12 protein-coding genes are annotated in these 13,321 nt (G+C 57.9%); 7 read left to right on the top strand and 5 right to left on the bottom strand.

The window, feature by feature from the left end; translation table 11 throughout:
- The first annotated feature begins 53 nt into the window (after positions 1 to 53).
- A complete protein-coding gene (locus tag ABH909_RS24755) occupies positions 54 to 1,448 on the top strand; it encodes an MFS transporter (RefSeq protein WP_429438130.1) in 1,395 nt (464 codons plus the stop codon).
- 207 nt (positions 1,449 to 1,655) lie between these two features.
- On the opposite strand, the gene ABH909_RS24750 is transcribed toward ABH909_RS24755, so the two are convergent.
- From ABH909_RS24750 to flgA, 4 genes are all read right to left on the bottom strand, one after another.
- Entirely contained in the window at positions 1,656 to 2,402 is a 747-nt protein-coding gene (locus ABH909_RS24750; RefSeq protein WP_429438127.1) for a flagellar brake protein, read from the bottom strand.
- 88 nt (positions 2,403 to 2,490) lie between these two features.
- Positions 2,491 to 2,958, bottom strand: a complete 468-nt coding sequence (locus ABH909_RS24745; protein ID WP_429438124.1) for a flagella synthesis protein FlgN — start codon at positions 2,956 to 2,958, stop codon at positions 2,491 to 2,493.
- A gap of 47 nt (positions 2,959 to 3,005) precedes the next feature.
- Entirely contained in the window at positions 3,006 to 3,332 is a 327-nt protein-coding gene (gene flgM / locus ABH909_RS24740; protein WP_008071796.1) for a flagellar biosynthesis anti-sigma factor FlgM, read from the bottom strand.
- A 169-nt stretch (positions 3,333 to 3,501) separates the two neighbouring features.
- Positions 3,502 to 4,263 (bottom strand): flagellar basal body P-ring formation chaperone FlgA, encoded by a 762-nt coding sequence (flgA, locus tag ABH909_RS24735; protein WP_429438122.1) that lies wholly within the window; start codon positions 4,261 to 4,263, stop codon positions 3,502 to 3,504.
- An 81-nt stretch (positions 4,264 to 4,344) separates the two neighbouring features.
- Here flgA and ABH909_RS24730 point away from each other — a divergent pair, with 81 nt between their 5' ends.
- The 6 genes from ABH909_RS24730 to flgE all read left to right on the top strand — a co-directional run bounded on the left by ABH909_RS24730 (position 4,345) and on the right by flgE (position 9,421).
- On the top strand, positions 4,345 to 5,277 hold the full coding sequence (locus tag ABH909_RS24730; RefSeq protein WP_429438119.1) for a chemotaxis protein CheV: 933 nt from the start codon (positions 4,345 to 4,347) through the stop codon (positions 5,275 to 5,277).
- Between the two features lie 46 nt (positions 5,278 to 5,323).
- Positions 5,324 to 6,151: a protein-glutamate O-methyltransferase CheR gene (gene cheR / locus ABH909_RS24725; protein ID WP_008071786.1), complete on the top strand. Its 828-nt coding sequence runs from the start codon at positions 5,324 to 5,326 to the stop codon at positions 6,149 to 6,151.
- 367 nt (positions 6,152 to 6,518) lie between these two features.
- Complete coding sequence (gene flgB, locus ABH909_RS24720) at positions 6,519 to 6,926, top strand: flagellar basal body rod protein FlgB (protein WP_429438116.1); 408 nt, start codon at positions 6,519 to 6,521, stop codon at positions 6,924 to 6,926.
- Positions 6,927 to 6,929: 3 nt separating this feature from the next.
- A complete protein-coding gene (flgC, locus tag ABH909_RS24715; protein WP_008071781.1) occupies positions 6,930 to 7,373 on the top strand; it encodes a flagellar basal body rod protein FlgC in 444 nt (147 codons plus the stop codon).
- A 15-nt stretch (positions 7,374 to 7,388) separates the two neighbouring features.
- On the top strand, positions 7,389 to 8,078 hold the full coding sequence (flgD, locus tag ABH909_RS24710) for a flagellar hook assembly protein FlgD (protein ID WP_429438113.1): 690 nt from the start codon (positions 7,389 to 7,391) through the stop codon (positions 8,076 to 8,078).
- A gap of 29 nt (positions 8,079 to 8,107) precedes the next feature.
- Entirely contained in the window at positions 8,108 to 9,421 is a 1,314-nt protein-coding gene (gene flgE / locus ABH909_RS24705; RefSeq protein WP_429438110.1) for a flagellar hook protein FlgE, read from the top strand.
- A gap of 280 nt (positions 9,422 to 9,701) precedes the next feature.
- Here the strand turns inward: flgE and ABH909_RS24700 are convergent, their stop codons facing one another.
- Positions 9,702 to 12,596, bottom strand: a complete 2,895-nt coding sequence (locus tag ABH909_RS24700) for a ribonucleoside-diphosphate reductase subunit alpha (RefSeq protein ID WP_429438108.1) — start codon at positions 12,594 to 12,596, stop codon at positions 9,702 to 9,704.
- Positions 12,597 to 13,321 lie beyond the last annotated feature (725 nt).

The raw sequence follows: 13,321 nt of genomic DNA, 5'->3' as shown, positions 1-13,321 counted from the left end.
CTATCGTTTGTCGATAGCCCGATACTCACTGCAAGGAGCCGCTCGGAACGCCGATGCGCCAAATCTTGAAATCTTTTCGGGGGCTGTATTTCGCCTCGCTGATGATGTTGATCGGCTCGGGCTTGTTGAGTACTTACCTTGCCTTGCGCCTGGCGGCCGATAAAGTCGACAGCCTGTGGGTCGGTGCGTTGATGGCGGCCAACTATTTCGGCCTGGTGCTGGGCGGCAAGATCGGCCATCGGCTGATTGCCCGGGTCGGGCATATTCGAGCCTATTCAGCCTGCGCCGGGATCGTCGGCGCGGCAGTGCTGGGCCATGGTCTGGTGGACTGGCTGCCCGCATGGTTATTTCTGCGGGTGATCGTCGGCCTGGGCATGATGTGCCAGTACATGGTGATCGAAAGCTGGCTCAATGAGCAGGCGGAAGCCAATAAGCGTGGCGTGGTATTCAGCGGCTACATGATCGCTTCGTACCTGGGGCTGGTGCTGGGTCAGCTGATTCTGGTCATGCACCCGGGCCTGGGTCTGGAATTGCTGATGCTGGTCGCCCTGTGTTTCGCCCTGTGCCTGGTGCCGGTGGCCCTGACGCGGCGGATTCACCCGGCGCCTTTGCACCCGGCACCGATGGAACCACGCTTCTTCCTCAAGCGCGTGCCGCAGTCGTTGAGCACGGTGTTGGGGTCGGGTTTGATCGTCGGTTCGTTCTACGGTCTGGCGCCGCTGTATGCCTCGCAGCAAGGGCTGTCCACCGAACAGGTCGGTCTGTTCATGGGTAGCTGCATTTTTGCCGGTCTGGTGGTGCAGTGGCCGTTGGGTTGGCTGTCGGACCGCTATGACCGGGCGCTGTTGATCCGCTGTTTCGCATTCAGCCTGGCGCTGGCTGCGTTGCCGCTGGCAATCATGCAGAAAGTGCCGCTGGAGGTACTGTTCATCGCCGGTTTTTTCTGTTCGTTGGTGCAGTTCTGCCTGTACCCGTTGGCGGTGGCGTTCTCCAACGACCATGTCGAGGGTGATCGTCGCGTGTCGCTGACGGCGATGCTGCTGGTGACCTACGGTGTCGGCGCGAGTATCGGACCGTTGGTAGCCGGGGTATTGATGAAGCTGTTCGGCAGTCAGATGCTCTATGCTTTCTTCAGTTTCTTCGCGCTGGTGCTGGTGTGGCGAATTCGCCCGAAAGCGGTCACCAACCTGCATCAGGTGGACGATGCTCCTCTGCATCACGTGGCCATGCCGGACAGTATGTCGAGTTCGCCATTGGTCGCTTGCCTGGACCCACGAGTCGATGAACAGGTAGTGCAGGAGCAGATGCAGAACCCGGTCAATCCGGAGGGTGATTTCAATCCGGAGGCCGAGCCCGAGTCAGCCGCTGAAACGGAAGCTGAAACAGAAACGGAATCAGAAGACCCTGACACAGGTCGCGAGCAAAGCTTTACCGAAGCGCGGCCTTGACCAAGGCATGGACAACGCCCTTGCTTCCACGAGCGAGGGCATTTTTTATGACCGGACACTAATCTCCCTGTAGGAGCTGCCGCAGGCTGCGATCTTTTAAGATCAAAAGATCGCAGCCTGCGGCAGCTCCTACAAAAGCAGTTTGCAGCACCCAAAAAAACGGGCAGTCACCGCAAGGGACTGCCCGTTTTTAATGGACGTGGCGTATCAGAAGTCGTCTTTATCGAAACGCCGCGCTTCGCGCTGAAGCTGATAGACGAACCGCTCGACCTGGCGCTGCACCAGCCCGCTCATGTTGTGAAAACGCACGCCGGCGAAGGTGGTGTTGATCTTTTCTTCGAAGTGCAGGTAACGCAGTTCGACCGGTGCCGTCATGCTGCCGAAGGGCAGGGCAGCGACGAAACGGTCGTAGACCTGGCCCAGTTGCAGCCTGGCGGTGATGTCGCCCTCGAAGCGCAACTTGCAGCCGGTGGCGGAGATGTCCAGCAGTTTGCCGCTGATGGCCGATTTGAGTTTGTCGCCACCCAAGTCGACATCGACCAGTTGAGCCAGCTTCAACGCGGCGCGGAAAGCATTGCGGCGCTGGTGATAAACCACCTCATCGGGCAGCGCGCCACGGTAGCAGCGGCCATCGCCGGAGTCGTCGATGGTCAGCGGGCCATTGCTTTCCCAGGCGATGCGCACGCCGTCGTGGAAACCTTCAACCTTGAACGGTTCGCCAGCCAGCAGAAAACGTTCGCCATCGCGCGGGATCATTTCGTCCAGGGCGATCATGTTGCTGTCACGATCGATGTCCACCAGATAACTCTGGAAGCGCTGGCTGCGCTCATGGAACGTGATGATCAGCGGGTCATGGCTGTCTTGCAGCTGACGCAGATTGCCGGAGATTTCCAGGGGCGTAGTGAGCACCTTGGGTGGCTGCGGAGCATCTTCCGCGTTTAAGGCATTGAACACGGGGCATCAATCTCCAGACAAATATGACTACTGGCTAGCATTCTGCCAGCATGTTTCGCGTCTTGATAGAGCGGGCTCATTGAAAGGCTCAAGCCTGACTGAGCGGGCGTGGCTTTGCGAGCATGGAGGTTGAACCGCGGGCATCATAGAGCGCTGGCGGCTCGCCGCCGGTAAGGATTTTCAACTGGTTGGCCGTGGCGGCCTGCTGCACCAGAATCGACTGGCCGTTGTTGACGTTGGCGGCCTGGCACTGGGCCAGGAGGTCGGTCAGCACATCGCTCTGCGCCAGCAACTGATCGCCAATGCTCGAATGGCTGGCAAGTTGCTCCAGGCCCTGGCGATTGGTCGGCAGGTTGAGAGCGGCGAGGATTTCACTGCGCTTGCGGCCATGCTGCTCAAGCAAAATGATCAATGCCTGTTTCTGCGCCAGAATCTCTTCGAGCAATGGCATGTCGCGACCGTGCAGCGCGAGGGACTCGGTTTGCAGCAGCTCCAGCAAGTGTTGCGCCGGGGCAAAGTCGTCGATGATCAGTTGCAGTAAATTAGTGTCGTGCATGGCTGGCCTTGGGTTTTAAGCGTCCAAAAGCCTGGCGCGGCCGTGGCCTAGCGCTGGGCTTCGAAGTTGAGCAGTTTGCTGGCTACACGGTTGCTGTCGACTTTATAGCTGCCATCGGCAATCGCTGCTTTCAACTCGGCCACGCGGGCGTTGTCGACGGCAGGCTGATCGCGCAGCTTGTCAGTGACCTTCTGCAACTGTTGAGCCTCATTGCTGAGGTGTACCGACTCCCCGCTTTTGGTGGTACTGGCCTGTTCGGCCGGGGTATTCAGCGGCGTGGATTGGCCGGCTTCGGCGGTTTCCTTCGCGGCGCTGGTACGTGTACTGCCCGTAAGTGACGAGGAGCTGTTTAAACGACTGAAATCGATGACCATGACAAAAAACCTCTGGGTATTTGGACGCTTGCCATGTTTTCGGCCCTTGCTGTGAAAACTTTAGGCCCATTTATCAATGAGCGTGCATGCGCCAGCGTGTGTCCTGCATGCGGCACAGTTTAGGCAACAGCCCAGTGGCGCGCCATCTCTTCACAAACTACATGGCCGCTTACATGGAAACTTCCACCTGGCCGGGTGCGGTGACTTGCGCCTTGATGACCCGCTGGGAGTTCAGGTTTTTCACGCGAATCTGTTCGCTCATGCCGCCATTGGACAGCGCTTCACCCGGCATGCGTACGCTGAGCGTACCACTGCGGGCGGTGATCACCACCTGATCGCCCTTGCGAATGACTTCCGCCTGTTCGAGATGCACCAAGGTAATCACCTGATCAGCGACCATTGGTCGGGTCAGTTTTTGTCCGATCGCTTGATCGACGGAAGTCAGAAAACCCTGATTTATCAGGCTGATATCGCGCTCTCGCAGGGTTACGTCCTGAGGTTCGATAATCCCTGTGCGCTTGAGCGGACGGGTGGTGGTCACGATGTCGCGAAACAGCCGTACTTGAGCGGGTACGAAGACTGTCCAGGGCGAAGCGCTGTCGCAGCGAACCTTGACCGTAACCCGGCCCAGAGGCCTCGCGGGGCTCTCAAGGGTGGCTGTCAATTCCTTGTCGCACATCGGCATGCGCAGGCGCGGATCGAGCTGGTTGACCTCGATCTCGTAGCGTCCTTGCGTTTGGCTGGTGGCCAGATAGTCTTCTACGGTGAATTCAAGAAAGCCCTGAGTGACGCCGATAAGCATGTCAGGCAAGGTAACCGCGTCAGCAAGGGCAGGGCTGCCAGCGTTGAACAGGCAAACGGCCGACATCGCGCAGAGCAATCTGCGATACGTTAATGTCAAGCGTCGGGAAAATGTCGGTTCTGTGTTCATAAGAGTTAAAAAGCAAGCGCCGTGCCGTTTAGTGAAGAATGTGCGTCGCAACACACTTAGCGTTGGTGTAGGAGTCTGGGCATGGCTGGTGTAATGGATTCGGTGAACCAGCGCACGCAACTGGTGGGGCAGAATCGTCTTGAGCTGTTGTTGTTCCGTCTCGACGGCCAGCAGCTGTATGGGATCAACGTGTTCAAGGTTCGTGAGGTGCTGCAATGCCCCAAACTGACCCTGATGCCCAAGTCCAGTCCTGTCGTGTGCGGTGTGGCGAATATTCGGGGGGCGACCATTCCGATTCTGGATCTGGCGATGGCGACCGGTTCCGGAGCGCTTAAAGATCAAAGCAATCCCTTCGTGATCATCACGGAGTACAACACCAAGACCCAGGGTTTCCTGGTTCGGTCGGTGGAGCGCATCGTCAACATGAACTGGGAGGAGATTCATCCGCCACCCAAGGGCACCGGGCGCGATCACTACCTGACGGCGGTGACTCGGGTCGATAATCAGTTGGTCGAAATCATCGACGTCGAGAAGGTGCTGGCGGAAGTGGCACCGACACCGGAAGCGATTTCGGTGGGCGTGGTGGATGTCGAGACTCAGCACAAGGCATTGTCCTTGCGCGTGCTGACGGTCGATGACTCATCGGTGGCGCGCAAGCAGGTGACCCGTTGCCTGCAAACCATCGGCGTCGAAGTGGTGGCGTTGAACGACGGTCGGCAAGCGCTGGATTACCTGCGCAAGCTGGTCGACGAGGGCAAGAAGCCGGAAGAAGAGTTCCTGATGATGATCTCCGACATCGAGATGCCGGAGATGGACGGGTACACCCTGACGGCCGAGATCCGCAACGACCCACGCATGCAAAAGCTGCATATCATCCTGCATACTTCGTTGTCGGGTGTGTTCAATCAGGCGATGGTCAAGAAAGTCGGTGCCGATGACTTCCTGGCCAAATTCCGTCCTGATGACCTGGCATCCCGGGTAGTCGACCGGATCAAAGCAGCAGATAACAGCTAGGGGCCTTCTGCCCCTGGCGGTCAACACGATTTAAGAGGCGGCATCTTTGTCTACGGGTAATTTGGATTTCGAACAGTTCCGGGTCTTCCTGGAAAAAGCCTGTGGCATTTTGCTCGGTGAAAACAAGCAATACCTGGTCTCGAGCCGTCTCAACAAACTGATGGAACAGCAGGGCATCAAATCGCTGGGTGAGCTGGTCCAGCGCATCCAGACCCAGCCGCGCAGCGGTTTGCGCGAGATGGTGGTGGATGCCATGACCACCAACGAAACCCTGTGGTTTCGTGATACCTATCCGTTTGAAGTCTTGAAGAACAAGGTCTTGCCGGCAGCGATCAAGGCAAGCCCCGGCCAGCGCCTGCGGATCTGGTCGGCGGCATGTTCGTCGGGTCAGGAACCGTATTCGCTGTCGATGTCCATCGATGAGTTCGAGCGGGTCAACATGGGTCAGTTGAAGATGGGGGTGCAGATCGTTGCCACTGACCTGTCCGGCACCATGCTGACCAACTGCAAGACCGGCGAGTACGACAGCCTGGCCATCGGCCGCGGTCTGTCGCCCGAGCGGCTTCAGCGTTACTTCGACCCGAAAGGGCCGGGACGTTGGGCGATCAAGGCGCCGATCAAGAGTCGGGTGGAATTTCGCTCGTTCAACCTGCTGGACAGCTACGCGAGCCTGGGCAAGTTCGACATCGTGTTCTGCCGCAACGTGCTGATCTACTTCTCCGCCGAGGTGAAGAAAGACATCCTGTTGCGCATCCACAGCACGCTGAAGCCGGGCGGTTATCTGTTCCTTGGCGCGTCCGAGGCGCTGAACGGTTTGCCGGACCATTACCAGATGGTCCAGTGCAGCCCGGGGATCATTTACCAGGCGAAGTGATTCGTTGATGGCATAAAAAAACGGGAGTCCTCAGGGGGCTCCCGTTTTTTTGTGCCTGATGATTTTCCGGCATCACCACGATCTAATGTGGGAGCGGGCTTGCTCGCGAAGGCGTCGTGTCAGTCGACATCAGCTTTGACTGGCCCACCGCTTTCGCGAGCAAGCCCGCTCCCACAGGGTCAGGTGGTGTTCTTTCTACTGTGATAAGCGGCAGAAAAGCGGCAGGCGGCGGAAATCGGTTGCCGCTTTTCTGGCATTGCCGGCTTGCCACCGCGCGCAAAGCCCCGGTTTACGGGCTTTTTTGAATTGGCACGGCGCTTGCTATCTCCCTGTTACGAAAAATCAGGTCACCCGAAGGTTTCCCGACATGAGCATCAGCTTCGATAAAGCGCTCGGTATCCATGAACAAGCCCTGGGCTTCCGCGCTCAGCGTGCCGAAGTCCTGGCCAACAACATCACCAACGCCGACACCCCGAACTACAAGGCTCGGGATCTGGACTTCTCGAAAGTGCTCGCCGAGCAGAACGAGAAAACCAAAAACGGCAAGTTCGCCTTGAACATGACCAACAGCCGTCACATCGAAGCTGAAGGCATGGGCAATGGCAACGAGTCGCTGATGTATCGCACGCCGATGCAACCGTCGATCGACCAGAACACCGTGGACGCCCAGCTGGAACAGTCGAATTACGCGGAAAACGCGGTCAACTTCCAGGCCAGCTTCACCCTGCTCAACAGTAAATTCAAAGGGCTGGTATCAGCCCTGCGTGGAGAGTAAGTCATGTCCCTTGCCAGTGTTTTCAACATTGCCGGTAGCGGCATGAGTGCCCAGACCACTCGTCTGAACACCGTCGCCTCGAACATTGCCAACGCCGAGACCGTCTCGTCGAGCATCGACCAGACCTACCGTGCCCGTCACCCGGTATTCGCCACCATGTTCCAGGGCGGCCAGAGCGGCGGCAGCGATTCGCTGTTCCAGAACCAGGACGCTGCCGGTCAAGGCGTGCAAGTGCTGGGCGTGGTCGAAGACCAGAGCAACCTTGAAGCGCGCTACGAACCGAACCATCCGGCTGCCGATGGCAAGGGCTACGTCTACTACCCGAACGTCAACGTCGTCGAAGAAATGGCCGACATGATTTCCGCGAGCCGTTCGTTCCAGACCAACGCCGAAATGATGAACACCGCCAAAACCATGATGCAGAAGGTCCTGACCCTGGGTCAGTGATAAGGGGCGATTCATATGAGCGTTATCAGCGATGTTCTGGCCAATTCTTCGGTCCAGACACCGACCAACAAAGACAGCCTGACTTCCGCCGCTACCGGCGGCCAGGCGCTGGGCAAGGACGCGTTCCTGCAACTGTTGGTGACTCAGCTGAAAAACCAGAACCCGCTCGATCCTCAGGATAACAGCGAGTTCGTGGCACAGCTGGCGCAGTTCAGTAGCCTGGAAGGTATCACCACGCTGAACGATACGGTCAGCGGCCTTGCCAGCAGCTACAGCTCCTCGCAAGCCTTGCAGGCTTCTTCGCTGGTGGGGCGCTCCGTCATTGCGCAGACCGACAAAACCCTGGTCGACACTTCCAAGAGCCTTAACGGAACCGTCGTGGTGCCTACCTCGGTTTCCGCCGCCACCGTCAAGATCACCAACTCGGAAGGCAAGACCATCCGTACGCTCGAATTGGGCAGTCAAAGTGCCGGTAACGCCAGTTTCATCTGGGACGGCAAGGACGATGCGGGCGCGGTGGCACCGGCGGGTACCTACACCTTCGGCGCAACGACCACCATCGACAGCAAGGCGACATCACTGATTACTTATCTGCCAGCCACCGTTAACAGCGTGACCATCAGCCAGACCGGCGGTGAGTTGATGCTGAACCTGGCAGGCATGGGCAGCGTTGCCCTGTCCAAAGTACAAACCATTGGTATATAGAGCCGACTACACGGCACAAGGAGTGGAATATGTCTTTCAATATCGGCCTTAGCGGTCTCTATGCAGCCAACAAACAACTGGACGTGACGGGCAACAACATCGCCAACGTCGCGACCACCGGTTTCAAATCCTCCCGTGCAGAATTCGAAGACGTGTACTCGGCCACTCGCCTGGGTACCGGCAGCAAGACCGTCGGCAACGGCGTGCGTCTGGCCAACGTGTCCCAGCAGTTCGGCCAGGGCGACGTGAACAACACCGGCAACGTGCTGGACATGGGCATCCAGGGCAACGGCTTCTTCATTCTCAGCGACAACGGCTCCCTGAGCTACACCCGTGCCGGTGCGTTCAAGACGGATGCTGAAAACTATGTGATTGATAACAACGGCAACCGTTTGCAGGGTTATGGCGTTGATGCCAACGGCAAGATCATCAACGGTGTGTTGACGGATTTGAAGATCGATACCTCGAGCCTGAAGCCGAACCCGACTACCAAGGTTGATCAGACGATGAACCTGAACTCGGCGGAAACATTACCGACCGTGGCCACGTTCAGCCCGACCGATACCAACAGCTATAACAAGACCATTTCCACCAAGGTCTACGATAGCCAGGGTAACGAGCACACCATGGATCAGTACTACGTGAAAACGGGTACCAACGCCTGGCGTGTCCACACCTACATGGATGGTCGTTCCCCGGCCAACCCCGCGACCACGCCACCAGTGGCGATCACTGCCGACATCACATTCAACTCCAATGGCAGCATCAATACGCTGACGGCGGGTGCTGGCTGGACCCAGACTGGCAACACGTTGACCATGACCGGTTGGGTGCCAGGTACCATTACCAACGCCGCAACGACTCCTGTGACCTGGGGCCCGAACGGTTCCGTCGCTGCCGCTGGCGGTATCGCGTTCAACATGGCGCTGACCACCTCTTACAACTCGCCAACCGCTCGTACCGCCCAATTCCAAGATGGTTACGCCACCGGCCAGATCTCCAGCCTGACGATCGACGCCACTGGCGTCATGACCGCCAACTTCAGCAACCAGCAAACCAAGGCCATCGGCCAGGTTGGAGTCGCCAGCTTCGCTAACGAGCAAGGCTTGCAACCGATCGGTGGTACTCGTTGGAAAGAAACCTTCGCCTCGGGCGTGGCGGGTGTCGATGCGCCGACGACCGGCACGCTGGGTTCGGTCGTGTCTAACTCCCTGGAAGAGTCCAACGTCAACCTGACCAATGAATTGGTCGAGCTGATCAAGGCCCAGAGTAACTACCAGGCAAACGCCAAGACCATCTCCACCCAGAGCACCATCATGCAGACCATCATTCAGATGACCTGATGTTGGTGAGCGAATAGCGTTTCACAAAGGGCCCCTCGCAAAAGGGGCTTTTTTATGGATGGTAGATACAGTTCAAGATCAAAAGATCGCAGCCTCGCTTCGCTCGACAGCTCCTACAGGGACTAACGTAGGAGCTGTCGAGCGAAGCGAGGCTGCGATCTTTTGATCTTAAGAGGCTGCGATCTTTTGATTAAAGCAGGCAAAAGAAAACCCCCGACCAATCCAGAGGACTGATCGGGGGTTATCGAGGTAAGCGCCTCTCAGCGCTCACCGGCTCAGCTTATTGGCAAGCTTCGCAATCCGGCTCGTCGATGGCGCACGCCTTCGGCACAGGAGCAGGGCCGGCAGGGGCTGCCAGGACCGAGTCGTCGCCGTGGTTGCCGCCGCTGGAAACAGCGTTCAGCTTACCGGTGTTGATGGTCGACTTCTCGGTGCTGGTCGCGGCCAGGGCACGGAGGTAATAAGTGGTTTTCAGCCCACGGTACCAGGCCATGCGGTAGGTCACGTCCAGCTTCTTGCCCGAAGCGCCGGCGATGTACAGGTTCAGCGATTGGGCCTGGTCGATCCACTTCTGACGACGGCTGGCCGCGTCAACGATCCACTTGGTGTCCACTTCGAACGCAGTCGCGTAGAGCTCTTTGAGTTCTTGCGGGATGCGCTCGATCTGCTGTACCGAACCGTCGTAGTACTTCAGGTCGTTGATCATGACCGAGTCCCACAGGCCGCGAGCTTTCAGGTCGCGAACCAGGTACGGGTTGATCACGGTGAATTCGCCCGACAGGTTCGATTTCACGTAGAGGTTCTGGTAAGTCGGTTCGATCGACTGCGATACGCCAGTGATGTTGGCGATGGTCGCGGTCGGTGCGATGGCCATGATGTTGGAGTTACGAATACCTTTCTGCACACGGGCACGAACCGGTGCCCAGTCCAGGGTTTCGTTCAGGTCAACGTCGATGTACTGCTGGCCACGCTGTTCGATCAGGATCTGTTGCGAATCCAGCGGCAGGATGCCTTTGGACCACAGTGAACCCTGGAACGTCTCGTAGGCGCCGCGCTCGTCGGCCAGGTCGCAGGACGCCTGGATCGCGTAGTAGCTGACCGCTTCCATCGACTTGTCGGCGAACTCGACGGCAGCGTCGGAACCGTAAGGGATGTGCTGCAGGTACAAAGCGTCCTGGAAGCCCATGATGCCCAGACCGACCGGACGGTGCTTGAAGTTGGAGTTCTTCGCTTGTGGCACCGAGTAGTAGTTGATGTCGATAACGTTATCGAGCATGCGAACGGCGGTGTTCACGGTGCGTTCCAGCTTGGCGGTGTCCAGCTTGCCGTTGGTGATGTGGTTCGGCAGGTTGATCGAGCCCAGGTTGCAAACGGCGATCTCGTCCTTGTTGGTGTTCAAGGTGATCTCGGTGCACAGGTTCGAGCTGTGAACCACGCCTACGTGCTGCTGCGGGCTGCGCAGGTTGCACGGGTCTTTGAAGGTCAGCCATGGGTGGCCGGTTTCAAACAGCATGGACAGCATTTTGCGCCACAGGTCTTTGGCCTGGATGGTCTTGAACAGCTTGACCTTGCCTGGGTACTCGGTCAGTGCTTCGTAGTACTCGTAACGCTCTTCGAAGGCCTTGCCGGTCAGGTCGTGCAGGTCCGGCACTTCGGACGGCGAGAACAGGGTCCACTTGCCGTCATCGAAGACGCGCTTCATGAACAGGTCAGGGATCCAGTTGGCGGTGTTCATGTCGTGGGTACGACGACGGTCATCACCGGTGTTCTTGCGCAGTTCGATGAACTCTTCGATGTCCATGTGCCAGGTTTCCAGGTAGGCACACACAGCGCCTTTGCGCTTGCCACCCTGGTTAACGGCGACGGCGGTGTCGTTCACCACTTTCAGGAACGGAACAACGCCCTGGGATTTGCCGTTGGTGCCCTTAATGTACGAGCCCAGCGCACGAACCGGCGTCCAGTCATTGCCCAGGCCGCCAGCGAATTTCGACAGCATGGCGTTGTCGTGGATCGCGTGGTAGATGCCCGACAGGTCATCCGGCACGGTGGTCAGGTAGCAGCTCGACAGCTGTGGACGCAAAGTACCGGCGTTGAACAGGGTCGGGGTCGACGACATGTAGTCGAAGGACGACAACAGGTTGTAGAACTCGATCGCACGGTCTTCTTTGTTCTTCTCTTCGATTGCCAGGCCCATGGCCACGCGCATGAAGAAAATCTGCGGCAGTTCGAAACGCACGCCATCCTTGTGGATGAAGTAACGGTCGTACAGGGTTTGCAGGCCCAGGTATGTGAACTGCTGATCGCGTTCGTGGTTGATTGCCTTGCCGAGTTTTTCCAGGTCGAAGGACGCCAGAACCGGGTTCAGCAATTCGAATTCGATACCTTTGGCGATGTACGCCGGCAGCGCCTTGGCATACAGGTCGACCATTTCGTGGTGAGTCGCGCTCTCGGCGACGCCCAGGAAGTTCAGGCCTTCGGCACGCAGGGTGTCCATCAGCAGGCGGGCGGTCACGAACGAGTAGTTCGGCTCGCGCTCGACCAGCGTACGGGCGGTCATCACCAGAGCGGTGTTGACGTCGGTCAGGGCCACGCCGTCGTACAGGTTCTTCAGGGTTTCGCGCTGGATCAGGTCGCCGTCGACTTCTTCCAGGCCTTCGCACGCTTCGGTGACGATGGTGTTCAGACGACCCATGTCCAGAGGTGCAAGGCTGCCATCGGCGCGGGTGATGCGGATCGACGGGTGAGCCTGTACCGCATCCTCGGCAGGGGCACGTACAGCGCGCTCCTTGGAACGGGCGTCGCGGTAGATCACGTAGTCGCGGGCCACTTTCTGCTCGCCGGCACGCATCAGGGCCAGTTCGACCTGGTCCTGGATTTCTTCGATGTGGATGGTGCCGCCCGATGGCATGCGACGCTTGAAGGTGGCGGTGACTTGTTCGGTCAGGCGGGCAACGGTGTCGTGGATGCGCGACGAAGCGGCAGCGGTGCCGCCTTCAACTGCAAGAAACGCTTTGGTGATGGCGACGGTGATTTTGTCATCGGTGTAAGGAACGACAGTCCCGTTTCGCTTGATCACGCGCAGCTGGCCAGGCGCGGTGGCGGACAGATCCGAAGTCGAATCGGCGGCCTGCGGCAAGGTGCCCTGCGGGTTCTCGCGAGTTGTGTCGGTTTGCATGGGGGGTTGTCTCCACATTCTCTATGTTTGTTTGGGCACCATCACGGTGCCCACCGTTCTGTCCTGAAGCACTACAACCGACGTGGCGTCGGGCATAACAACTTCGGGACAGTAGGAAAAAGGCTAATGATGCCGCTTCCTTGCCGAAGTCTTTGGCCGCGAGCCTGGGCTCGAAACCGGATTCCTTTCTGGGGGTGCCAGTTTTGACTGCAACACCCGTACCGTTCTGGCTGTTCTGGCCTGAAAAAACGGTGCCATCCGCGCATGCGGTTTGGGCTTGTAAAATCGTGCTTGGTTCAACCATAAACAGGCAATAAAGCGCTTGAGTTTCTGGTCTGAAATGTGGTTGGGCTTTTAAGCTAAAACCCTACATGTAGGGTTTTTTTAGCGCCGAGGTACAAGATAATGCGTTTTTGAGGGTGTTGCAACGTACTACCTGTGGATAAACCTGTGCGTAAATTGTGTGTGAAAGGTGGAACGAGCGTGTAGGCCGCGACCTAGCTGGAGCGGACTGTTTTTCACTGATTTTCAGCGATTGAAAACAGTCATTCGGATTTTTAAGGGCGCGAACCCTATCACAAAAAACCGCTGTGTCCGAACGCATTTACCCGCTTGTGTTCCAGACGTGCGCCGTTTATACAATCGGCCAATGCAGATGCATTCTTATCCTCCCCAATCATTACAAAAAGACGGGCGGATCCTTTCTTAAAGTGATGTTGGCAAGC

The organism is Pseudomonas sp. BS3782 TE3695, from assembly GCF_050435305.1.
Lineage (GTDB): Bacteria > Pseudomonadota > Gammaproteobacteria > Pseudomonadales > Pseudomonadaceae > Aquipseudomonas.
Note: the sequence above shows the minus strand (reverse complement) of the source record. Positions and strands in the feature narration are given on the sequence as shown.

Coding starts and splice junctions, on each gene's coding strand:
- flgM (WP_008071796.1), bottom strand. CDS start 3,332: ATGGTCATCGATTTCAGTCGTTTAAACAGCTCCTCGTCACTTACGGGC.
- ABH909_RS24730 (WP_429438119.1), top strand. CDS start 4,345: ATGGCTGGTGTAATGGATTCGGTGAACCAGCGCACGCAACTGGTGGGG.
- flgA (WP_429438122.1), bottom strand. CDS start 4,263: ATGAACACAGAACCGACATTTTCCCGACGCTTGACATTAACGTATCGC.
- flgC (WP_008071781.1), top strand. CDS start 6,930: ATGTCCCTTGCCAGTGTTTTCAACATTGCCGGTAGCGGCATGAGTGCC.
- ABH909_RS24700 (WP_429438108.1), bottom strand. CDS start 12,596: ATGCAAACCGACACAACTCGCGAGAACCCGCAGGGCACCTTGCCGCAG.
- flgE (WP_429438110.1), top strand. CDS start 8,108: ATGTCTTTCAATATCGGCCTTAGCGGTCTCTATGCAGCCAACAAACAA.
- ABH909_RS24755 (WP_429438130.1), top strand. CDS start 54: ATGCGCCAAATCTTGAAATCTTTTCGGGGGCTGTATTTCGCCTCGCTG.
- ABH909_RS24745 (WP_429438124.1), bottom strand. CDS start 2,958: ATGCACGACACTAATTTACTGCAACTGATCATCGACGACTTTGCCCCG.
- flgD (WP_429438113.1), top strand. CDS start 7,389: ATGAGCGTTATCAGCGATGTTCTGGCCAATTCTTCGGTCCAGACACCG.
- flgB (WP_429438116.1), top strand. CDS start 6,519: ATGAGCATCAGCTTCGATAAAGCGCTCGGTATCCATGAACAAGCCCTG.